Below are 21,275 nucleotides of genomic sequence, written 5' to 3'. Positions count from 1 at the left end.
AAATCGGGAAGGAATCGGTTATAATAAAAATAAAACAGAAGAAAAGGTGGACTTATCAACATGGCATTACACATCGTACTAGTCGAACCGGAAATTCCAGCCAATACGGGCAATATCGCCAGAACTTGCGCCGCAACGGGCACACATCTGCACCTGGTCCGTCCGCTCGGTTTTAATACAGACGACAAGACATTAAAGCGGGCCGGGCTGGATTACTGGTATGCCGTACATATTGAATATCACGATTCCTTTGAGGAGTTGCAGGCGCTCTATCCGGAAGGACGTTATTACTACGCCACGACGAAGGCTACCAAGCGTTACATGGACATTGAATATCAAGACGGGGATTTTTTGGTGTTTGGCAAAGAAACCAAGGGATTGCCGCCGGAGCTGCTAGCCGCGAATAGCGAGCATTGTATTCGCATGCCGATGACCGATAAGGTTCGTTCTTTGAATTTATCCAACTCTGCAGCGATTATGGTATATGAAGCACTGCGTCAATTGGATTTCCCGGGTATGGAATAAGTTTTTACAAAACTTTGAGTTTTTTGGGGAATATCATCCAGTATACCTAGTTGATATTGAAAAAAACTAAGAAATTCTTAATTTCCAGCAGGATTCGACAACTTTTTATCGAACTATTATACTAGGCCCTTGTTATCAGTTCTGAACTGTGGTGTCAGAAATCACTTGTTGAAAATGAAAGAGGTGTACAATCGTTATGAAACCTGCTGGTGTTGTTCGTAAAGTTGATCAGCTGGGAAGAATCGTTCTGCCTAAGTCTCTACGCAAGAGATATCAAATGAACGAGGGGGATCCCGTAGAAATTCTTGTACAGGGGGACCATATTATATTGGAGCGCTATCGTCCGAAATGCGTCTTCTGTGGTTCTATGGACGGAGTTAGCGAGTTTAAAGAGCGCTATATCTGTTCACAATGCATGTCCGAAATGCAGCAGCTTCCGAAACATGCCTAGTACCTCAAATGAATTACCTTTTGCGCATCGCTAATGAGCGGTGCCTTTTTTGTTCCTCAAAAAAATAAAACTCCCCCGATATACGAGGGAGACGCCTTACAGGCCTTTGGTTTTATCATCATTGTATGCCGCGGTCCAAATGCCAACCATGTAAAGGGCGAATACGAGCATGACGATCCAAAATGTTAATGAGAACGACATTCTTGCCACCTCCTGCTAAGCTAACCTTATTATAACCACCTTGAGCCAAAAAATAAACGACAATATGAGTGCCGATTCTATCATTTGAAAAATAAGAAGTGCGTGGGTACCGGGCGCAGATTTCCGTCCGACGGTTTGTTCACGACCCGGCCGTTTAGGATTAGGGATGCGGACCCGCCGCCATCGAGATTATAAGCGTCAATCACGCCCAAATTTTTAAGCTTGTTCTGCAGCTCTTGCAGCGTGGCTCCCGATTTGCCCTTCTCGTCATATCCTTCGGTAACCAGGATGAGCAGCTGATCGTCCTTGTAATTGCCGATGACGGTACGCGGTGCCCGGCCGGGGGTCGTTCTCCATTTCTCGGGAATTGTTGTTTTACTGCCGTTTTGGAGCAGTACGGGTACAAAGGTAGCACCGAACATGGGATCGAGCCGGTCAAGCTCGCTCTGGCTGTAGAACTTGCCACCGATCAGCTTGCCGGATTTGCTCATGCCGACAAAGGCAAGATCCTTAAAGCTCGGTTGAAACCCCGAGACGTATTTGCCATCATAATAGGTCGTGCTCAGCGGATGTCTGCCCCCGTTCCCGTCAGCGTATCCACCTGCATTAATCCCTGCAACCGCACCATGCCGGCTTACGGCACGCATGGTCGTTTCTACGGACCCGGGCCTGCCGCTTTCGCTCCCTAGCGACATCTTCATCGCGGAAGGATCCTTCAATTTGACCTTCATCGCATATCCGTGATAAGTACCCGGGTTGATCTTGTATAACTCAATTCGAATCCGGTCACTGTTGACCGTTTCAATAGGGACACCCAGTTTGGTTGTGATCCGGCGATTATAGATTTGCTCCGGGCGTGAAGCTTGTGCTTCCGCTGATTGCAGAATGGTTCCTACCGTGGCGGTCGTTTGCCGATAGAGCTTGGCCGTTTTTTCAATGGAGGATATCGTCTGTTCCGCATAGACAGCGGCTTGATCCAAATCCTGTTTGATCACGGCGGACTGTTCCGATATGCTGCCGGATGGTATGTACTCCGCGGTTTCGTGCGACAGGCGCGGCGGTTCCGTAATTAACCACATACATAGCAGCATTCCGATAAAAGGTGCAATGGCCAGCATAAATGTACGGTTTAACTGCTTGGGACGGATATACTTCAGTGTTCTCACTTCAGCAGCTCCATCTTGCGTTCCAGCTCTTTCAGCTGTTTCTCAACTTGGCTTAGCTGACTGTACAGCTTGTTGCTGTTGTCCGTTTTGCCGCTAGCCTGATCCTTGGTAAAGGTCAGCAGCTCATTAAACGACTGAACCTTGCTCTGCATCTCGTCCATTTCCTGAACCAGCTCGTTAAACCTTTGGTCGTACTCCGCTTTGAATGCCGCCATCTCCTGGCGCGTATCCTGCTGCAGCTGCACCACGACTTGCTCTTTCAAGTGATTACTATATAGGTAGGCTGCGGTGGTACCCAGCCCGATGAGAACAATCCAAAATACCCAGAACCATTTGGTGGATGGCCCCTTTTGCTGCGTTTCCTCACGGGATTTATAGGGGGTATTGTGTTCCTGCTCCAACATTGGCATTTCATCACCCCTCAAAAACTATCATTTTTTCCAAATTTCATTCTAACATGTCAGGATTACTTTCGCAAAGACGAACTAATAGCACTTGTTTTTATGAAAAATAGATTGCCTAGAAAGATAGAGTGGGATACAATCTGTATAGATTTGATTATCAAACAGGATACATATAAGACATTCGCCATGCATACCGTCAAAGGCCCTGCGCCTATAGGATTAATTAACCTTATTTCTACACGAATGACAGCTCCGAATTGCGTCTACCCATATCTGCAAACAACGGAGATTCGCAATACCGGATATGTAAGAAATTGACGGCGCTTACTTAATAGAGATACTAGAGATTCAAGTTTGCTGATACAGGAGGTCTATTAGAAAATGAATCAGGTTTGGCGGGTAGTTATCGTCGGCAGTCAACCTACAAGCATGCTGGGAACAAAATTGATTTTGGAAGAGCAGCAGGATCTGCTCGTTGAGGGAATGACATCCTCGGATTCAGAAGGGCTTCGAATGGTCGGGGATTTGCTTCCTGACTTGGTACTATTGGATTATCATTTGTCGGAACATACCTCGGAAGCCGTATTGGAGCAGATGAAACAGCTGTCCCCTAAGACCCATGTCGTCATTATGACCGACAATGATGGCCTTCCGTTGCTGCAATCCTTGATCAGCCGCGGTGCAAGCGGCCTATTGTCCAAACAGGCATCCACCTTTCAGCTCATACATATGATTACAGGACTCCGGGAAGGCGTTGCCTCGCTGCCGCTCGACTGGGTAAGGCAAGGCATCTGGCCGTTAACGGCCTCTGCAATGAATGAAGGCGGACTCCAGCTCTCCGAGACGGAGGCTTTTATAATGGAACGGATCGTCCAGGGCATTACATACGACAAAATCGCCATGGAAATTCAGGTAAGCCGCCGCTCAATTGACAATTACCTCCGCAAAATCTATGTGAAGCTGGGGGTATCCACTCGTGCGCAGGCGATCGAGAAATATGCCCTCTACACCCGCCAAGGCCGGCAAATTTATGCCTAATGCAGGATTAAGGTTATAATATATAAATATCAGGAATACCTTTTAGAGGTTGTAAAGAGGCTCCTGAATACAAAACCGAGGTTTTGATAACGGTTAGAGGAGGGACTTCCATGCAGTTTTCCTTTGCTTCCCGTGCACAGACCCTTTTGTCATCCCCGCTGCGCGATATCAGGGAACTTGCGAAGCGGGATTCTTTTATTTCCTTGGCAGAAGAGCTGCCGGCTGAAGAATTGTTTCCTTTGCATTCACTGGCAGAAGCGGCGACATCTGTGCTCTCCGAGGACCCACTCGCCTTGCAGTACGGTGAGGCAGAAGGGTATGGACCGCTGCGCGAGTGGCTGAGCGAGGACTTTTCCCGCCGTAAAGGCCTGAGTGTCCTGCCTCAGCATATTTTGCTGACAACGGGCACCCAGCAGGCCATCGATTTGCTGGTCAGGGTGTATGTGGACCCGGGCGACCCGGTACTGGTGGAGAATCCAACCTCACCAGGACTGCTTCAGGTGCTGCGCCTCCAAGGTGCCGTCATCGTGCCTGTGGAGGGAGATCAAGACGGGATGCTGCCGGAGCACCTGGAGACCATGATTCGGCAGCACAAGCCGAAGCTGCTTATGGCTGCGCCCAATTTTACCAATCCAACAGGCGTGATGTGGAGTTTGGAACGGCGTAAGCAGGTGCTGGAGCTGTGTATCTCACACGGACTTCTTATTGTGGAGGATGATTCTTACGGTGATCTTTATTTTGCGGATCCCAAGAATCCGAAGCCCCGAATTCCTTCCATCTTCTCACTTGAGGAGCCGCAGGGAGGACATGTTCTGTATGTGGGCTCGTTCAGTAAAACCGTTGCGCCAGCGCTGCGTACGGGATGGGCTGCCGGGAACCGGCGCTTGATTGAGATGATGACGGCCGTGAAGCAGATGGCCGACTGGCAATCCAGCATGCTGAACCAGCGGATGCTGCACCATCTGCTGGAATCGAAGCATTTTAAGCTGGAAGATCATATCGGCATGCTTAATCGGGAATACGCAACGAGGCTCAAGCTGATGGTGGAACTGCTGAAACGCAGCGCGTGGAAGGATTCGAAGTATGCAGTGCCTCCCGGGGGGATGTTTCTCTGGGTACGGCTACCTCCGGGATTGAATGGGGATGCGCTCCTAAGAGCTACTCTATTAAAAGGAGCGGCTTTCCTGCCAGGCTCGATGTGCTCGGCAGCTGATCATACCCGTGAGTGTATCCGGCTGAATTTTACGCATCCGGGGCGGGATGAGCTGCTGCTCGGTATGAATCTCATCAGCGAGGCCGTAATGGAATTTACAGCCCGGAATTAGACATGGAAGGTTTCTTTTTACGAATCGTGTATAACATAACAAAGCTGCTGATGGAGCCTGATTTCAGGTTCGGAAGAGAATCAGCAGCTTTTTTTCATGGGTGAATATAAGGTCTGCATCCAGAATTTATGATTTCAATACGGTAGCATAGTCTGCCAAGGCCTGTACGCCTGCTGGTGTGAGCACGTAGCGTCCGCGGCTCACCCGACGGAACCAGCCGTAGTAATTGCGTTGCAGAATGTCAGCCGCTGATCCAACGCCGCTTCGATCCCGCACAGCTGCGGGAGAAATACCAGGCAGTATCGCAGGGGCAGTTCCTTCTTGAAGCTCATGCCACTCCTGAGATTCACGCGAGCTCTGCTGCTCCACTTCCGCCGCATTCATGGCAGCAGCCACGCGCAGCGTCTTCTCGCGATAAGCGGTAACCAGCTTGGCTCTCGTTACCCCACCTGTATTGTAATCGCCGCTGCGCTCACGGAATTCATACAACAGGCGTTCCTTGCGCCTGATGGCTGTCCTTCCCTTCTGTACCGCCATTTCCGGCTCACAGAGCACCTCGACGAAGGGCGCTTTGGTTTTGTAGAAGGTGACCGTAATGAGTCCCAATCCCAATCGTCCGCAAAGCCCCGTCAGATCCGCCCAGCGCTGATTGACCGCTCCTTTCTTCGCCCGGCTCTTCTCGACGGCCAGGTAAACGTAAGGAGTCAGCTTCAACCGCTCGATGCCTTGGAGCAGAAGGGCCAGATTGAATGTTTTTTTCAGCTCCACGATCAGCGGTTCATCGGCGCCCTCTTTCATACCGACCAGATCGCAATTGCGTACCTCGCCTTTCACTTCATATCCGTTCAATTCAAAAAAGGCCTTCAGGGGAGCGTACAGCTCGGCTTCATGCTTTATCGCCATGATGACTCTCCTTTTATTCGAAAGATGCTTTAATGTCAAGTTAATGTAATTTCAGTATAGCATGGGGACGGCTCGCGTGGCGTACCCGAGTGTAGAATGGACCGGTGGTTAGATAAATTGCATGCGCATGACTTCGAAAATAAGGTCAACTATTCCAAGCAAGTCGCATAGGTATGTAATACACTTTTTCGAAAATGGAATGTTTTCTAATGACGCTGTGGAATGGAAGCCAATCCCCATAAACAGACTCATAGGAGGTAGCGAAATGGATATTTTCGAACGCATAGCATCATATCGGGCAGAAGGCGACCGTTTGGCGTGGAGCGGCACATTCAGGGAATACATTGAAATACTTAAGAAGGATCCCTCTCCAGCCATGACGGCACATGCCCGTGTATATGACATGATCGAATCCTACGGTTTCGAAGAGAGCGGGGGTCAGAAAAAATATAAGTTTTTTGAACAGGAAATCTTCGGTCTCGACCGAGCTGTTGAGAAACTCGTTGAGGAATACTTCCATTCCGCGGCCCGCAGACTGGATGTACGCAAACGCATACTGCTGCTTATGGGGCCCGTCAGCGGCGGGAAATCCACGCTGGTCACGCTGCTGAAGCGCGGCCTGGAGAAGCATTCCCGTACCGATCGGGGGGCTATATATGCGATATCCGGCTGCCCGATGCAGGAGGAGCCGCTGCATCTGATTCCACTGGAGCTAAGACCCGAAATCGAGAAGGAGCTTGGCGTCCGGATCGAGGGCAATTTGTGCCCGGCCTGCCAACTTCGCCTCAAGACCGAATACGGCGGAGATATCGAACAGGTTGAAGTCGAGCGGGTGTTAATCTCCGAGGAGAACCGCGTCGGCATCGGCACATTCAGCCCGTCCGATCCCAAGTCGCAGGATATTGCCGATTTAACCGGCAGCATCGATTTCTCCACCATCACGGAATACGGCTCGGAATCGGATCCGCGGGCCTATCGCTTTGACGGCGAGTTAAACAAAGCGAACCGCGGTTTGATGGAATTCCAGGAGATGCTGAAATGCGACGAGAAATTTCTGTGGAATTTGCTCTCCCTGACCCAGGAAGGGAACTTTAAAGCGGGCCGGTTTGCGCTAATTAGCGCCGATGAGCTGATTGTGGCCCACACCAACGAATCCGAGTATAAAGCATTTATCGCGAATAAGAAAAATGAGGCGCTGCAATCGCGGATGATTGTCATGCCGATTCCGTATAACCTGAGAGTTAGCGACGAGGAGAAGATCTACTCGAAGCTGATCGGCCAAAGCGATATGAAGCATATTCACATCGCGCCGCACGCGCTTCGTTCTGCCGCGATATTCTCCGTTTTGACGCGTCTGAAGGAAACGAAGAAGCAAGGGATGGATCTGATCAAGAAGATGCGGATGTACGATGGGGTGGAAGTCGAAGGGTATAAAGAAGCGGACCTGAAAGAGATGCAGAATGAATATTTGGAAGAAGGCATGTCCGGGATTGATCCGCGATATGTCATTAACCGGATATCCAGTGCTTTGATTAAGCAGGATCTTCAGTGCATTAACGCGCTGGATATGCTGCGGGCGATCAAGGATGGGCTGGATCAGCATGCTTCGATTGCCAAGGAGGAGCGGGAGCGCTATCTGAATTTTATTGCCGCCGCACGCAAGGAGTATGATGATCTGGCGAAGAAGGAAGTCCAGAAGGCCTTTGTGTATTCCTTCGAGGAGTCTGCCAAGACGCTGTTCGAGAATTATTTGGATAACATCGAAGCATTCTGCAACTGGACGAAAATTCGCGATCCGTTAACGGATGAAGAGATGGATCCGGACGAAAGATTGATGCGTTCGATCGAGGAGCAGATCGGCGTCTCGGAAAACGCGAAGAAGGCTTTTCGGGAAGAGATCATGATTCGCATCTCGGCTTATTCCCGGAAGGGTAAAAAGTTCGAGTATCACAATCATGAGCGCCTGCGCGAGGCGATTGAGAAGAAGCTGTTCACTGACCTGAAGGATATCGTCAAGATTACAACCTCGACCAAAACGCCGGATGCCGTGCAGTTGAAACGGATCAACGAGGTTAGCTCCAGACTGATCGAGGAGCATGGGTATTGCCCGGTATGTGCGAACGAGCTCCTGCGTTATGTGGGCAGTCTATTGAATCGGTAATACCGGATAGAATAATGGAATGCTATGAGGAGCCACCCAAGAAGTTAGGGTGGTTTCTCATGCTTCGGGATGAAATAGCCCGGTTAGGAGGTGCAAATATACACATAATTAGGACTTTGGCATTATGTCTAGGTGGTAAATATAGTCTATAATGGACCCTAAGTACTTGAACCTGTGAGATGGATCACGTTATTTAGGAGTGGATTTTTCGAAATGATTGATGTTTCCCCGAAAAGACGCCAACAGTTGGAGTATATCGGATTGGATGAACAAGGGTTGGAACTGCTGGCTAAACATCGTGATGTGTTTGCGAAGGTGGTTGAAGAGGTCGTTAACCGGTTTTACGCGCAGATCGGGACGCAGCCGCAGCTGATGCAGATTATCGAGCGTACCTCGACCGTGGAACGGCTTAAGGAGACTCAGCGGGTATATTGGATGTCACTTGCGGCAGGGAGAGTGGATGATGCTTATATTGCCGAACGGATTAAGATCGGACAAGTTCACTCCAGAATCGGCCTGAAAACAGACTATTACCTTGGAAGTTACATGGTTTATCTGGACATCGCCACCGATTTACTGAAGCAAATCGTACCGGATCAGTGGATCCAAGTGGTGCATGCGCTGAGCAAGATGTTTAATTTAGACTCCCAGCTCGTCCTGGAAGCTTACGAAATGAAAGAGAAAGAGAAAATCAGCAATTTGGTATCGGATCAACAAAGAATGTTGGAAGCGATTACAAATGCGGTTCAAGAATTGACTGCCATGATCGTGGAGCTGGATCAAAGCGCGGCGTTAATGGCTGACAATGCAATCAAAACAGCAGAGGCACAGGATAAAGCGCATACTCTGACTTCCGAGCTGGGCGAGGAAATTCTGCATATTGAGCAGATGGGCAGCTTGATCAGGGAAATCTCGGATCAGAGCCACTTGCTCGGTCTGAATGCGGCAATTGAGGCTGCTCATGCCGGGGAATTAGGCAGAGGCTTCGAGGTGGTTGCCGGGGAAGTCCGAAAGCTGGCCACCAACTCCAAGAAGGCGATGGATGAGATTCAGGACAAGGTTAGCGGCATTATTCGCAAGCTGGGTCTTGTGGAGCAGGAATCGGAAAAAACGTCCATGAACGCACGTAATCAGGCGGCAAGCTCGCAGGAATTGGCTGCTTTTGTGAAAATGATGGAAAAGCTGGCCGATGACTTGGAATCGCTTCAACATGAATATGATGTTCAGAAGCACGATGTCCAAGAGGGAACCGTATCCGAGAAGGTAAGCGTATAACAGGGACCTAAGAAGCGAATAGATTAAGGATATCTGTAAACAACAGCAGCACCCGCGTTGAGGAGAATTCCCTCATGTGCGGGTGCTGTTTGTTATATGGCGCCATATTGTCCTTCAAGCATTGCGTTGTTAAATAAATCGCCGATGGAGCTTCTTGCCGTCGTAGGAGAACAGGATCGGTTTGCCCTCGATCATGCTGTGCAGATGCACGGGTTTGCCCCAGAGCCGGTAAACATAGGGAATGGTGCGTTCCATATACTTCAGGTCAAGCTCAATACCTTCGTACAGATGCTTGATCATCAGCTCGCCGGAGCGGAGATGATCGCCATCGGTCACCACGAGAAACGGGGAGCCGCCGTTTACGCGGGAGACGACCAGTTGGTCGCGGATATGTTCCCACGCCTTGTCGGTGATTTTCCACTCTGGACCTTTTTTCTCAAAGACATACAGGTCCAGATCCTCCACCAATTCCTTTGTCAAATAATTGCGCAGGAAAGAGATATCGGAGTCGTATTCGCGGACATCAAACATCTTCTCCCGATCCCAGCGGCGTTCGATATCCTCGAAGATCTTCAGTCCAAGGTAGTAGGGGTTCAGGCTGTGGCGCGACGGCTGTACGACCGAGGCGTTAAGCTTGGCGAATTCCACCGTTTCCTCGCTGGTTAGGTCCATCTCCCGCAGAATGCGCTGGTGCCAGTACGAAGCCCAGCCCTCGTTCATGATTTTGGTTTCCATCTGCGGCCAGAAGTACAGCATCTCCTCCCGCAGCATGCTCATAATGTCTCGCTGCCAATCCTCCAGAATGTCGGAGTGCTCCTGAATGAACCACATGATGTCTTTCTCCGGCTCGGGCGGGAAGCGTTTGGGTGACGCCGGCAATTTGTCGGCTTTATCTTCACCGTCTTCGTCCATATCCCATAAATCGTCGTACCGGCCGGGAGGCTTCTGCCGCTTGGCTTCCTCCTTCTGCGCCTGCATCCGCCGTGCGGTGTACCGCTGCTTATCAAGTTTATCCGGTCTTATGATATGGGGATCCACATGCTCTTGAATCGCTAGCACGGCGTCAATAAACTGCTCAACCGCCTCCGTGCCATGTTCGATCTCATAACGGGAGATGCGCTCGGCTGTAGCCGACATGCTCTCGACCATATTACGGTTGGAGACGGAGAAGCGGGCGTTGTTTTTAAAGAAATCGCAGTGTGCAAGGACATGGGCGACTATGAGTTTATTCTGAATCAGGGAGTTGCCGTCCAGGAGAAACGCATAACACGGATTGGAGTTGATCACGAGCTCGTAGATTTTGCTAAGGCCGAAGTCGTACTGCATCTTCATTTTATTAAAGGTTTTTCCGAAGCTCCAGTGGCTGAACCGGGTTGGCATGCCGTAGGCACCGAAGGTGTATATGATGTCTGCCGGGCAGATCTCATATCGCATAGGGTAAAAATCAAGGCCAAAGCCTGTAGCGATCTCGGTAATCTCCGCAATGGAACGTTCCAGTTCCGCGATCTCGTCTTGGTGCACGAGAATCCCCCCTTCGTTATTAAAAACATGGTTCTTATCATTTATATGGAATCTTGGTGCAGATATGCGGGCTGAAGAGGGAATCCGTGAACGGATGATGGCAAACGCACAGGCTAGCCTTAGGTCAAAAAGTGCCTCATCTCGATCCACAGTCGTAGCAATCTGCCAGGCTATGTAATGATGCCCCTTAGAAAGCTTTGCGTTATAATGGGATTAATCCAGTGGTTGGCAAACTTCTCCATTTATTAACCGATGGATAATAAAATGAGGTCAGGGAGGCAAATGAATGATCGAATTTCCTAAACCCGATGTGGAGCAATTTTTTCAAACGTATGGCATTCGTACCTTCGGAATCAGCGCAGACGAGTCACGGCTCGTGTTCAGCAGCAGCCTGAACGGAAAGTTTAATTTATGGGCCATGGAGTTAGAAGGAGAGACGTCCTACCCTTATCCGCTTACATACAATGATCAGATCGCAAGCTTTATCAAGCTGGACCCGGAAGGGCGACATATCTTAACGGCGTTTGACCGTGACGGGAATGAGAATTATCAGTTTCATGCGCTGCCTTGGAATGGTGGCGAACCGATGCCTTTGTTCGAAGGGGCTGATGCGGATGACAAACATTATTTCGTTCATCTGTCAGAGGACGGCAAGCGCTTATATTACGTTACGTCGAAAGACAATCCATCCTTTCTGAACTCGCGTGTATACCATCTGGATACCAAAGAGGATCAACTGCTGCTTGAAGGCCAGGTTACGTCAACCGAAATGTGTGCTGTCAGTCCTGACGAGAAAACCATCGCGTATACCCAAATGTATGCCAACACCTACTATGTCAGTTACGTGAAGCGTGTAGGCCAAGAGCCGTTGTGCTTGACGCCTTCCCCTGACCAGGTGCATATTTCAGGCGATGTGCTGTTCGCTAGCAATGACCAGGTCATTTTTGCAACGGATTACGAATCGGAATTTTCATATGTAGCCACTTACGACATTCCTCAGCAGAAGTTTAAACCCCTGTGCCGCATCGACCGGGAGAGCATCCAGCTCTTGCGCTATCATAAGGATTCACGGACGCTTTACATCGTCACGGAAAAAGGGGTGGAGGATCGACTGTATGCCTATTCGCTAGACAGTGGTGAGCTAACCGTCATTCCTCTTCCATCGGACATCGTGGAGCAGCTGAACGTGACGAAATCCGGCAATCTGTACCTGCTGGCCCGCGGAGCCGTGAAGCCGCTTAACATTTACCGGTATGCGAATGGCGCATGGAGCATGATCACGAAGAATGTCCTGACCGGATTAACCGACGAGGACATGGTGACGCCTGAGGTCGTAACGTATCCCTCTTTTGACGGCATGGAGATCGAAGCCCTCCTGTTCCGTGCCAAAGACCACGTGGCGAACGGTTATACGGTATTTTGGCCGCATGGCGGCCCGCAAGCCTCGGAACGCAAGCAGTTCCGTTCGATGTTCCAGTATATCCTGGCCAAAGGGTATCATATCTTCTGCCCGAACTTCCGGGGAAGCACGGGTTACGGCAGCTCTTTCGTGAAATTGGTGGAGCAGGATTGGGGCGAGGGACCGCGTAAGGACTGCTTGGCAGGCATGGATTGGCTGTTCGAGCAAGGCATATCGAGCCGTGAGAAGCTCTTCGTGATGGGTGGAAGCTACGGCGGTTATATGACCCTGCTGCTGGCAGGACGTAATCCGGAGTATTTCAAAGCGGCGATTGATATTGTCGGTGTCAGCAACCTGTTTACCTTCTATCATTCGGTACCCGAGCACTGGAAGCCGATTATGGAGCGCTGGATAGGCGATCCGGAACGGGATAAAGAACGATTTATCAAGGATTCGCCGATTACGTACCTGGATGATATGGTGAACCCGATGCTGATTATCCAAGGGGCTAACGATCCGCGTGTCGTCAAAGAGGAGTCTGACCAAATTGTCGAAGCTTTGAGGGCGAAGGGCCGTGACGTGGAATATCTTGTTTTCGAAGACGAGGGGCATGGCATTACGAAGAAGGCCAACGAAAAAATCGCTTATGCCCGGATGGTCGAATTCCTGAAGCGCAATCAGTAAGAGTCGTATGAAAAAAGAGGCGTACCCAAGGTCCATTTGGACTCTAAGGTATGCCTCTTTCTCTTTTAGTTATCTATAGGATCGCTCGGATTCCAGAGCTTGATTCCATCGTCCTCCAGGATGCCCAAGGTCACATCCGAGATGTTCGGATCCTGGGTCAGCAGGGCGTTGATTCTCATTTTGGAATGGCCTGCTTCGGCCAGGGTCATCCCTTTCTTCAGTTCAATGTAGGCCTCCACATGATAGTTGCGCCCTTCCTGCAGGATGCGAAGACGATTGATGTCGCGGACATCCGAATCGCCGAGAATGATCTGGGAGATCTTCTCTTCCACTTCATTCGGAGCGGCGACTCCGATTAAGCCGACCATATTGTCATATCCGACCTTAAAGGCAACGCCTACCATCAGACAGCCGATCAGGATTGTGGCGATTCCATCCAGGATGAGGAAATTAAAGAAATATGCGAATATAATGGCAACCAGAGCAAAGAGGGCGCCGAGTGTAGCCACGATGTCTTCATAGAACACAAGCCGTGTAGGCGGGGCAGCACGGCCGGCATTTTTGAAAGCGGCGGGCAGCAGGGCAAGGCCGGATGCTTGAACACGGGTTTCCTTCATAATCTCTTTCATGGCTTTAACCAGTATGGAACCGTCAATGATAACGGCAATGGCCAGCACAATAAAATTAAGCCAGAAATTCGAGGCTTCTTCCGGATGGTTTAACAGCTTGAAACCTTTCAGTATCGTTTCGTAGGCCATGATGGTAACCACGATCACCGCGACCATGCAAACCAGATTTATGACCCTGCCGAATCCGGTGGGGAACTTCTTGGTCGGCTTCCGCTCGGCGAGCACGCTGCCTACGAATACAAACCCCTGGTTTACGGCATCGGCCACGGAATGCATGGCGGAGGCAAACATCGTGCCGCTGCCGCTAACAGACGCCGCAATCCCCTTGATTATGGCCAGTCCCGTGTTGCCCAGTGCCGCTATCGCGGATGAGGTGTTTCCTTTCTTAATGAGCTGCCATGTGTTCTTCAATCAAAACCCTCCGTCTATAATGTCAATTTCCATTAAATCTGAAGTATATATTATCATATCATGCCAAATTAAGGGTATCCCCTATCCCCCACACATGAATCATGATGACATAAATATTACTTAACGTGTTTTTTGTTTCATTATCATAATTTACTCATATCTTCATTTCTTACCCAATACATTAAGAATATAGTGGAAAATAAAGGGATGTATGTTAGCGAAACGGTTGGTCTGGTCTTTAGCAGGATGTGGCGAATCGAGTTACCCCTTGATAACAAAGCGTAAACAGCCTTGCAGCAAAGTGAAAAAACATAAGGAGGAAATGTTGTGAAAGCGTTAACAAGTCCAGAGGCAGCGAAAGGCAAGGCAAACGAGGAATGGGGCCTGATTATATGCTCCAGATGTGATGAAATGGTGGACACGATTCCAACCGACGGAGTGAAGATCATTTATGGATTTTGCGGTAAAGGAGAATGCAAAGGTACAGACCCTCAAGATTAAACAATTGATAATGGTTAGATGAAAAGTAAATACAAACACAAAGCATGCTTATGGGGGGAGGAAACTTTCCTGAAGCATGCTTTTTTAGTGGATTTATAACTTATTTTGATGGGCATCAAAAAAATGATTAATACCTAATTATGTATTTTTGGACGAAAATATGTTGCATATATATTATATATGACGTATTATATCGGCAAGTAGAGGAAATGCACGCAGGAGGGATCACTATCGAACTGACGACAAGGCAGCAGGATATCGTCGATATCGTAAAAAAACATGCACCGATTACAGGAGATCAGATTGCGGAGATGCTGAATGTCAGCCGAGCCACCCTTCGTACCGATTTATCCAAACTGGTGGTTCTGGATTATATTGATGCCAAGCCAAAGGTAGGGTACTTCCTGGGAAAGCGGGGTACGCGCGACCGGGAGGAGAAGTTTCGCCTGCTCAAAATGAAGGTTGGCGATCTGCACGGTGTTCCGGTTATTGTGCGTGAGACCACGACGATTCATGAAGCCGTTGTATCCTTGTTTCTGGAGAACGTGGGGAATCTGATCGTTACCGATGCCGACGGCCATCTGGCCGGGATTGTGTCCCGCAAGGATTTGCTTAAGGTAACGCTTGGCAACCCAACGGCATCCTCCATGCCGGTAAGCCTGATCATGACCCGCCGGGCTAACGTGACAACCGTGCAGCCGGAAGATACGGTGCTGGATGCCGCACGAAAAATCATCAATCATCAAATCGATAGCCTGCCAGTTGTTGTACCATCCACCACGGGGAATCCGGGGGAACACTGGAAGGTTGTGGGTCGGATTACAAAAACGAATATTATCAAAATGCTGCTCGATATGGTAGCCGAGGAATAATGGGAGGAATCGGATGAATCAGGCATTAACACATTTCATAGCAATCTGTTCGGACTCCATTGGGGAGACGGCTGAAGCGGTTGTGCAAGCTACGTTACGCCAGTTCGAGCTTCCGAATACAGAGATTAAACGTTATATGAACGTTCGCGACGAGGATGAATTGACCGAATTGATGGAGGAGGTGGCGCGGCGCGGAGGCTTTGTGGCTTACACGCTCGTGCAGCCGGAGCTTCGCGAGGTAATGCGGGAGGAAGCCGTGCGACTAAACATTCGTACGGTGGATATTATGGGGCCGATGATGCAGGCATTTGCCGATACGTTCAACGACTATCCCAAACGGCTGCCAGGGCTGCTGCATCGCTTGGACGACAGCTATTTCCGGAGGGTCGACGCGATGGAATTCGCTGTCCAATATGACGATGGCAAGGACGTTAGCGCCATTTTGAAGGCGGACATCATATTGCTGGGCGTATCCCGAATATCCAAGACGCCGCTATCGATGTTTCTCGCTCATAAAGGCTACAAAACGGTCAATTTCCCGATCGTACCGGAGATGTCGCCCCCTTCACAGCTTAGAGAAGTAACGGACGGCACGATTATCGGACTTACGATCGAACCGAAGCATCTGCTTAAAATCCGCAGCGAGCGCTTAAAGGTCATGGGATTGCCGCACCAGGTGCAATATGCATCCCTTGAGCGGATACAAGAAGAACTGGATTATGCGTTGTCGCTGTATGCGGAGCTCGGATGTCCCGTCATCGATGTTACTGACAAGGCGATTGAGGAAACCGCAGGACTGATTACGAATTATTTGAAATAAGCTGCATCGGTAATGAAAAAAGCTAAAAGGAGGGATTCATTCATGGAGAGTTCATTAGCATTGGAGCTTGTAAGAGTGACGGAGGAAGCGGCGCTGCAATCCGCCCGGTGGACAGGAAGAGGTGACAAGAACAGTGCTGATGAAGCCGCGACGGTTGCCATGCGCAAGCATTTTGATTCCGCAGCGATGGATGGGGTCGTTGTCATAGGGGAAGGCGAGATGGATGAAGCTCCCATGCTGTATATTGGAGAGCGCGTAGGGAACCGCAAAGGTCCGAAGATGGACGTAGCGGTGGATCCGCTCGAAGGAACGGAAACGGTGGCCAGCGGGCTGAACAACGCGTTGTCCGTGATTGCGGCAGCTCCCCGCGGAACCCTTCTGCATGCACCCGATATTTACATGCATAAGCTCGCGGTTGGACCCGAACTTGCGGGCAAGCTGAGTTTGAATGATCCGATTGAGGTAACCCTTCGAAAAGCATCGGAGATCTTATCAAAGCCGCTGTCGGAGATGACGGTATCCATTCTCGATCGTGAGCGACACAGCGCGATGATCAAGGGTTTGCGAGAGTCCGGGGTAAGGATTAAACTGTTGAGTCACGGAGATGTCATGGGAGCGATCGAGACCTGCACCGACAGTGAAGTCGATCTCTATGTGGGCTCCGGAGGGGCTCCGGAAGGCGTTCTCGCTGCCGCCGCTTTGAAATGCCTGGGCGGAGAAATTCAGGGACGGCTTATACCGGAGACACCGGAGGATTTTATTAGATGCCAGGACATGGGGCTGAAACATCCGGAGCAGCTGCTGACGATGGAGGATATGGTAGGGCGCGAAGGCGTATTATTCGTGGCTACCGGCGTGACAGCTGGCGATTTCCTGCGCGGCGTGAAGTATATGCCAGGTCAACGGGCCGAAACGCATTCCGTCATGATGTACTCCGGCACGAGAACCGTCCGTTACATCCGCAGCGTTCATCATCTGTTTCACAGCAGTGAAACCTTAGCTGCCGCTGCCTCTTCTTGATGCATACGCAGGGCATCAATAACATAAAGGCACTCCAAAGGTTAGCCAACCTTCGGAGTGCTTTTATGCGTTGTTAACGGTTTGGCGCAGCGGATGCTTAACCGTGTCTCTTCCGTCCGAGCATCAGCCAAGCTCCGCCAAGCACAAGCAGCACGGCGATGACAGGCTGTACAACGGACAGGTAATTCAGCACAGGTCCGATTGAGAATACCACGAAGAACAGCAGCGACAATACGGTCAGAATGTTAATTGGGATGAGCAGCCACTTGTTACGCGATCCGAACCAGTAGAACTCGAACAGCCCTGCCGCAACGGCCAGGATAAAGCCGGGCCACATGGAACCCCACGAGTCGAACAAGGAGGCGATTTGGCTGACAATACCAGCTGTGAGCAGAATGCCGCCCGGTATCAACAGTCCGATGCCCTGTCGTCCAACCAGCGAGAAGTACATCCAGTGAAAAAACAGGCCTAATGGGATCACGAACAGGGTAGGCCAGAATGTGGCGAAGATGGAACCGGCGCCTACCGATCCGCCTTGGTTTAAGAGCAAGTATGCGCCGAGCAGGATGAGCAGCGGTGCTAAGATTGTACGTTTCGTCATACAAACTTCGTTCCTTTCCTTTTGTAGATTGATTAATCCAAGAATACCATGTTATGGATGGGGATGTCCTCGGTCCTTCGGGGAATGTTTCACCTAGACTTTAGTCTAGGATGGCATGTTTAGCCAATAGGCAGCCCGTTTAATAAGGCACTAAGTGCCCGATAGGCAGGCCTGAGTACAGAAAAAACAGTCCTGCAGCAGAGCGTTATAAAGCAGGACTGTCTTTTTTGGATAATAAATCCTATGAAGGCTTCTTGGTATACATGAGACCGACGGTTTGAGGACCGCAGTGGCTGCAAATGACGCAACCCGCCGTAGAAATGCTAACCTGCCGTGCGCCTGTTTTCTCCTGCAGCTGCTTCTGCAGGAAGCGGGCTTCCTCTTCGGCCATGGTATGTACAACAACAATCAGATCATTGTCCATTTTGTCCACTTGAGCCAGCGCATTTTGGATCATCTGCTCCAGTGCCTTCTCTTTTTTGCCGCGTACCTTGTAAGCGGGGATCATGCCGCCGTCCACGACTTTGATAACGGGGCGGATTTTCAGCAGGCTGCCGATGATGTTTTGCATGCCGGAACAGCGTCCGCCTTTATACAAGTAATCCAGCGTATCGACAACGAATTCGCACTCCACTTCATTTACCGTACGGCTTAATAGCTCCACAATTTGCGGTATGGATAAACCTTCATTGGCCGCGTGAACAGCCTTCATGACAAGCAGTCCGATGCCGGAGGAAAGATTGCGTGAATCAAACACGGCAACCCGGCCCTCGGGCAGCTCACCTGCGGCGATCAACGCATTTTGATAGGTGGAAGAAAGCTCTGAAGAAATGCTGAGGAACAGGATATCCTCGCCTTGTTCAATGGAAGGCGTGAAGGCCGAAATGAAGTCAGACGGAGAAGGTGCCGCTGTTTTGGGCAGGCTGCCGATCTGGTCGACTTTGGCGTATAGCTGTTCCGGCGTAATGTCGACTCCGTCGCGCAAGGATTGTTCTCCGAATACGACGTAAAGCGGAACGATGCCGATATTATATTCTTCTATCCATGAAGGTGGTAAGTCGCAAGTACTGTCAGCAAAAATTCTAATTTTACCAGACATGAACATCTCCCTTTATCAACTAATTGAATCTTGTATTACTAGAATACCTTGTTTGATGGGAAAAGGGAATGCTCTTGTCGTTTTGAGGCGGGTACTGTGAGCATACGCCAAAAAGGCGATGATTGTGCAACATATTCCATAAGTTTCCCGTTAATCATGATGGAGGTGGTTTTATGGCTAAGCGAAGGCATTTGAGCAAAATGATCGCATTAACGACCGCTGCAATGCTGCTGATGGCGATAACGGCATGCGGAGGTGAAGACCCAACTTCTCAGCCGTCGGCTAATCCGAATCCAATAGAGGATAATGTCAAGGAACCGGTTGAACCCGTCGAAGAGCCGAAGTACGAGATTAAGCAGGGAACTGGTACCTATGTAGGTCAAATTGATAACAATTCCGTTGAAATTGAAACAGCAGATGGCCCTTCCGCGTTCCGTCTGGGCGTTGGTATGGACCAAGTGATATCCAAGCTTCAGGGAGATGAGTCCGTCTCGTATGAGTATTGGGAGCGGCCCATTGAGGGCGAAGAGGAATTGAAACAACTGATCCTCACCAAGCTGACGGTGGTAGAGGGAGGCGGGGGCACGGGTTCAGAGAACGCGCAGCTGCCAGCAACCCAGGATTTTGAACTTGAGCTGGAGGGCATGAAAGAGACCAAAACAGCTAAACTGGCCAAGGGTGATGGCTACGCGCTGTATATATTTGATATCTTTTCCTTTGATGCAAAGACCAACAAACTGACCATGAATGTGGATCCAGATTATTATGTCGAGATAACGAAGCTGCCTTCGGATTATAACGAGGATGAACTCAAGCGGGAAGCGGAGAAAGAGCTCGCCGATGCAGGTAAAGTTCGTGAGGCTGGCAACAATGAGAAGCATAAGGGCATGGAGGATGCGTCCGTGTATATGATAGGCGAAGGTGAGAGCCTAACCCAGATGTACATTGTGGATGAGATTGACGGACAGGGTTATATTTTCCGCGTCAATAACCCTCACCGTGAACCTTCCGAAGGATTTGCCACGCATGCCTTTACATCCTTGAGCTCGATCGTTAATCAATAATGCGCATAAAAACAGCCTCGGCTGTTTGGCCATAAGGCTAAGCAGCGAGGCTGTTTTTGTTGTTCATATCGGATGGGAGCATCTATTGTTGCTTGGACGTCTCCAAATATTGCTTAATGAAGCGCAATGCATTTGCGTCACGTTCCGTGCCTTCACGAATGCCTGCAAACATTTCTTTCTTAAGGACAGGCAGTTCTTCGCCAAGCGGGCTGCCCATAATATCAACGGCATACACATGCTCCGAACCGTCTTCCTCATTTTTCCCCTTTATCAGCATCTCCGGCGTGAGCAGCTCCTTCAGCTCACCTTCAACCTCTGCTTCGAGCGGACGTACCATCCCTTGATTGCCCACCCAATCAAAGGCAGTCTGATCCATAATGTACAGGTCCGGGCGCTCGGTGGACAGTACAAGCAGTGCCTTTTGCAGCATGGCTGCATCCTGCGGATTGTTGGAATCCAGAGGCGGTACATAGTTAATGTTAACGGTTACGCGTTTCCAATCGGGGAATTGCGCCAGAATCGCGTCTTCGATCGGTTTGAGGTCTTGTCCTCCATCCTGATTCATATAAGATCCGAGGAACATGACTTCCAGATCAACCGGGGGCAGATTGGCTAACCGTTCTTTCTCGGCCTGATGGTTGAAAATGCTGATCACGATATAAATGAGTACGCCGACTAGAGCAATACCGCCGAGCACATGAAATTTATAATAACGGAAGAAATGATCGGTTTTCTCCGCTGTCCCGGCAAACCTTTTATATTTGCCGTACCGTTTCTGATTCATCTCTTCCAAAGCTTTACGGTTCTCTTCTTCAAGGATGAATTTATAGGCTTTGGTGATTTCGGCAAACTCGGCTTCGAACTCCTCCGCCCGGTCCGGCTCCCGCCTTTGATGTGAGCGGGTTTGGCGCATGAGCAGCGTATACCGGTCGTCGAGCTGTTCTTTGGTTGCATCCTCCGGCAGACCCATTCGCTCATAGGCTTCTTTCAATTGGTCCATTCATGTCACCTCTTCTATACTGTGAGAGTTTCCTATTTACCAGTATATAGTGTAGAGGCTGCAGGTTACAAACGTTTATGTGATGTTTCGACACTTGCCGGCTTGATAATGGGTAAACTGTCATGAACAAGCAAAAAATGGCGAATGGAAATGATCCGATATGGTAAATGATTCTCGGATTCTCTGAATGATTATGAATGTTTTT

20 protein-coding genes are annotated in these 21,275 nt (G+C 49.8%); 12 read left to right on the top strand and 8 right to left on the bottom strand.

Translation table 11 applies throughout. The features are described 5' to 3' along the window. Positions 1-60: 60 nt before the first annotated feature. Both trmL and MHH48_RS27830 read left to right on the top strand, forming a co-directional pair. On the top strand, positions 61-525 hold the full coding sequence (gene trmL, locus MHH48_RS27835; protein WP_076324455.1) for a tRNA (uridine(34)/cytosine(34)/5-carboxymethylaminomethyluridine(34)-2'-O)-methyltransferase TrmL: 465 nt from the start codon (positions 61-63) through the stop codon (positions 523-525). Positions 526-721: 196 nt separating this feature from the next. Next, positions 722-976, top strand: a complete 255-nt coding sequence (locus tag MHH48_RS27830) for an AbrB/MazE/SpoVT family DNA-binding domain-containing protein (RefSeq protein WP_009595823.1) — start codon at positions 722-724, stop codon at positions 974-976. A gap of 281 nt (positions 977-1,257) precedes the next feature. Here the strand turns inward: MHH48_RS27830 and MHH48_RS27825 are convergent, their stop codons facing one another. Beyond that, positions 1,258-2,343, bottom strand: a complete 1,086-nt coding sequence (locus MHH48_RS27825; RefSeq protein ID WP_076324454.1) for a phosphodiester glycosidase family protein — start codon at positions 2,341-2,343, stop codon at positions 1,258-1,260. Further along, on the bottom strand, positions 2,340-2,747 hold the full coding sequence (locus MHH48_RS27820; protein ID WP_076324453.1) for a hypothetical protein: 408 nt from the start codon (positions 2,745-2,747) through the stop codon (positions 2,340-2,342). Before MHH48_RS27820 ends, MHH48_RS27825 begins: the two co-directional genes overlap by 4 nt. 381 nt (positions 2,748-3,128) lie before the next feature. Here MHH48_RS27820 and MHH48_RS27815 point away from each other — a divergent pair, with 381 nt between their 5' ends. Beyond that, the gene (locus MHH48_RS27815) at positions 3,129-3,785 is read left to right on the top strand and encodes a response regulator (RefSeq protein WP_076324451.1); all 657 of its coding nucleotides are present in this window, start codon (positions 3,129-3,131) and stop codon (positions 3,783-3,785) included. Positions 3,786-3,895: 110 nt separating this feature from the next. Beyond that, the gene (locus tag MHH48_RS27810; protein ID WP_076324450.1) at positions 3,896-5,110 is read left to right on the top strand and encodes a PLP-dependent aminotransferase family protein; all 1,215 of its coding nucleotides are present in this window, start codon (positions 3,896-3,898) and stop codon (positions 5,108-5,110) included. A 126-nt stretch (positions 5,111-5,236) separates the two neighbouring features. On the opposite strand, the gene MHH48_RS27805 is transcribed toward MHH48_RS27810, so the two are convergent. Next, positions 5,237-6,013, bottom strand: coding sequence for a DUF2161 family putative PD-(D/E)XK-type phosphodiesterase (locus tag MHH48_RS27805; protein ID WP_076324449.1), 777 nt, complete (start codon positions 6,011-6,013; stop codon positions 5,237-5,239). A 265-nt stretch (positions 6,014-6,278) separates the two neighbouring features. Here MHH48_RS27805 and MHH48_RS27800 point away from each other — a divergent pair, with 265 nt between their 5' ends. Further along, positions 6,279-8,174, top strand: a complete 1,896-nt coding sequence (locus MHH48_RS27800) for a PrkA family serine protein kinase (protein ID WP_076324448.1) — start codon at positions 6,279-6,281, stop codon at positions 8,172-8,174. A 213-nt stretch (positions 8,175-8,387) separates the two neighbouring features. Then, entirely contained in the window at positions 8,388-9,449 is a 1,062-nt protein-coding gene (locus tag MHH48_RS27795; RefSeq protein WP_076324447.1) for a globin-coupled sensor protein, read from the top strand. A gap of 129 nt (positions 9,450-9,578) precedes the next feature. On the opposite strand, the gene MHH48_RS27790 is transcribed toward MHH48_RS27795, so the two are convergent. Continuing rightward, a complete protein-coding gene (locus MHH48_RS27790; protein WP_076324446.1) occupies positions 9,579-10,970 on the bottom strand; it encodes a SpoVR family protein in 1,392 nt (463 codons plus the stop codon). Between the two features lie 286 nt (positions 10,971-11,256). On the opposite strand from MHH48_RS27790, the gene MHH48_RS27785 reads away from it, so the two are divergent. Beyond that, positions 11,257-13,053: a S9 family peptidase gene (locus MHH48_RS27785; RefSeq protein ID WP_076324445.1), complete on the top strand. Its 1,797-nt coding sequence runs from the start codon at positions 11,257-11,259 to the stop codon at positions 13,051-13,053. A 65-nt stretch (positions 13,054-13,118) separates the two neighbouring features. Here the strand turns inward: MHH48_RS27785 and MHH48_RS27780 are convergent, their stop codons facing one another. Beyond that, complete coding sequence (locus MHH48_RS27780) at positions 13,119-14,093, bottom strand: cation diffusion facilitator family transporter (RefSeq protein ID WP_076324444.1); 975 nt, start codon at positions 14,091-14,093, stop codon at positions 13,119-13,121. A gap of 327 nt (positions 14,094-14,420) precedes the next feature. Here MHH48_RS27780 and MHH48_RS27775 point away from each other — a divergent pair, with 327 nt between their 5' ends. The 4 genes from MHH48_RS27775 (at position 14,421) to glpX (ending at position 17,306) form a co-directional block, all read left to right on the top strand. Next, a complete protein-coding gene (locus MHH48_RS27775; protein WP_076324443.1) occupies positions 14,421-14,594 on the top strand; it encodes a GapA-binding peptide SR1P in 174 nt (57 codons plus the stop codon). A gap of 209 nt (positions 14,595-14,803) precedes the next feature. Next, the gene (locus tag MHH48_RS27770; RefSeq protein WP_009595798.1) at positions 14,804-15,466 is read left to right on the top strand and encodes a helix-turn-helix transcriptional regulator; all 663 of its coding nucleotides are present in this window, start codon (positions 14,804-14,806) and stop codon (positions 15,464-15,466) included. A gap of 13 nt (positions 15,467-15,479) precedes the next feature. Continuing rightward, a complete protein-coding gene (locus tag MHH48_RS27765) occupies positions 15,480-16,286 on the top strand; it encodes a pyruvate, water dikinase regulatory protein (RefSeq protein WP_076324442.1) in 807 nt (268 codons plus the stop codon). A 42-nt stretch (positions 16,287-16,328) separates the two neighbouring features. Beyond that, positions 16,329-17,306, top strand: coding sequence for a class II fructose-bisphosphatase (gene glpX / locus MHH48_RS27760; protein WP_076324441.1), 978 nt, complete (start codon positions 16,329-16,331; stop codon positions 17,304-17,306). 97 nt (positions 17,307-17,403) lie between these two features. On the opposite strand, the gene MHH48_RS27755 is transcribed toward glpX, so the two are convergent. Next, entirely contained in the window at positions 17,404-17,907 is a 504-nt protein-coding gene (locus tag MHH48_RS27755; RefSeq protein ID WP_076324440.1) for a hypothetical protein, read from the bottom strand. Positions 17,908-18,148: 241 nt separating this feature from the next. Then, positions 18,149-19,006: a DegV family protein gene (locus MHH48_RS27750; RefSeq protein ID WP_076324439.1), complete on the bottom strand. Its 858-nt coding sequence runs from the start codon at positions 19,004-19,006 to the stop codon at positions 18,149-18,151. Between the two features lie 173 nt (positions 19,007-19,179). Here MHH48_RS27750 and MHH48_RS27745 point away from each other — a divergent pair, with 173 nt between their 5' ends. After that, on the top strand, positions 19,180-20,070 hold the full coding sequence (locus tag MHH48_RS27745; protein ID WP_076324438.1) for a hypothetical protein: 891 nt from the start codon (positions 19,180-19,182) through the stop codon (positions 20,068-20,070). Positions 20,071-20,152: 82 nt separating this feature from the next. Here the strand turns inward: MHH48_RS27745 and MHH48_RS27740 are convergent, their stop codons facing one another. Continuing rightward, the gene (locus MHH48_RS27740) at positions 20,153-21,070 is read right to left on the bottom strand and encodes a molecular chaperone DnaJ (protein WP_076324437.1); all 918 of its coding nucleotides are present in this window, start codon (positions 21,068-21,070) and stop codon (positions 20,153-20,155) included. Positions 21,071-21,275: the final 205 nt, after the last annotated feature.

The organism is Paenibacillus sp. FSL F4-0100 (assembly GCF_037993005.1).
Lineage (GTDB): Bacteria > Bacillota > Bacilli > Paenibacillales > Paenibacillaceae > Paenibacillus_AQ.
Note: the sequence above shows the minus strand (reverse complement) of the source record. Positions and strands in the feature narration are given on the sequence as shown.

Coding starts and splice junctions, on each gene's coding strand:
- trmL (WP_076324455.1), top strand. CDS start 61: ATGGCATTACACATCGTACTAGTCGAACCGGAAATTCCAGCCAATACG.
- MHH48_RS27830 (WP_009595823.1), top strand. CDS start 722: ATGAAACCTGCTGGTGTTGTTCGTAAAGTTGATCAGCTGGGAAGAATC.
- MHH48_RS27820 (WP_076324453.1), bottom strand. CDS start 2,747: ATGTTGGAGCAGGAACACAATACCCCCTATAAATCCCGTGAGGAAACG.
- MHH48_RS27815 (WP_076324451.1), top strand. CDS start 3,129: ATGAATCAGGTTTGGCGGGTAGTTATCGTCGGCAGTCAACCTACAAGC.
- MHH48_RS27810 (WP_076324450.1), top strand. CDS start 3,896: ATGCAGTTTTCCTTTGCTTCCCGTGCACAGACCCTTTTGTCATCCCCG.
- MHH48_RS27805 (WP_076324449.1), bottom strand. CDS start 6,013: ATGGCGATAAAGCATGAAGCCGAGCTGTACGCTCCCCTGAAGGCCTTT.
- MHH48_RS27800 (WP_076324448.1), top strand. CDS start 6,279: ATGGATATTTTCGAACGCATAGCATCATATCGGGCAGAAGGCGACCGT.
- MHH48_RS27795 (WP_076324447.1), top strand. CDS start 8,388: ATGATTGATGTTTCCCCGAAAAGACGCCAACAGTTGGAGTATATCGGA.
- MHH48_RS27785 (WP_076324445.1), top strand. CDS start 11,257: ATGATCGAATTTCCTAAACCCGATGTGGAGCAATTTTTTCAAACGTAT.
- MHH48_RS27770 (WP_009595798.1), top strand. CDS start 14,804: ATGCACGCAGGAGGGATCACTATCGAACTGACGACAAGGCAGCAGGAT.
- MHH48_RS27765 (WP_076324442.1), top strand. CDS start 15,480: ATGAATCAGGCATTAACACATTTCATAGCAATCTGTTCGGACTCCATT.
- glpX (WP_076324441.1), top strand. CDS start 16,329: ATGGAGAGTTCATTAGCATTGGAGCTTGTAAGAGTGACGGAGGAAGCG.
- MHH48_RS27755 (WP_076324440.1), bottom strand. CDS start 17,907: ATGACGAAACGTACAATCTTAGCACCGCTGCTCATCCTGCTCGGCGCA.
- MHH48_RS27750 (WP_076324439.1), bottom strand. CDS start 19,006: ATGTCTGGTAAAATTAGAATTTTTGCTGACAGTACTTGCGACTTACCA.
- MHH48_RS27745 (WP_076324438.1), top strand. CDS start 19,180: ATGGCTAAGCGAAGGCATTTGAGCAAAATGATCGCATTAACGACCGCT.
- MHH48_RS27740 (WP_076324437.1), bottom strand. CDS start 21,070: ATGGACCAATTGAAAGAAGCCTATGAGCGAATGGGTCTGCCGGAGGAT.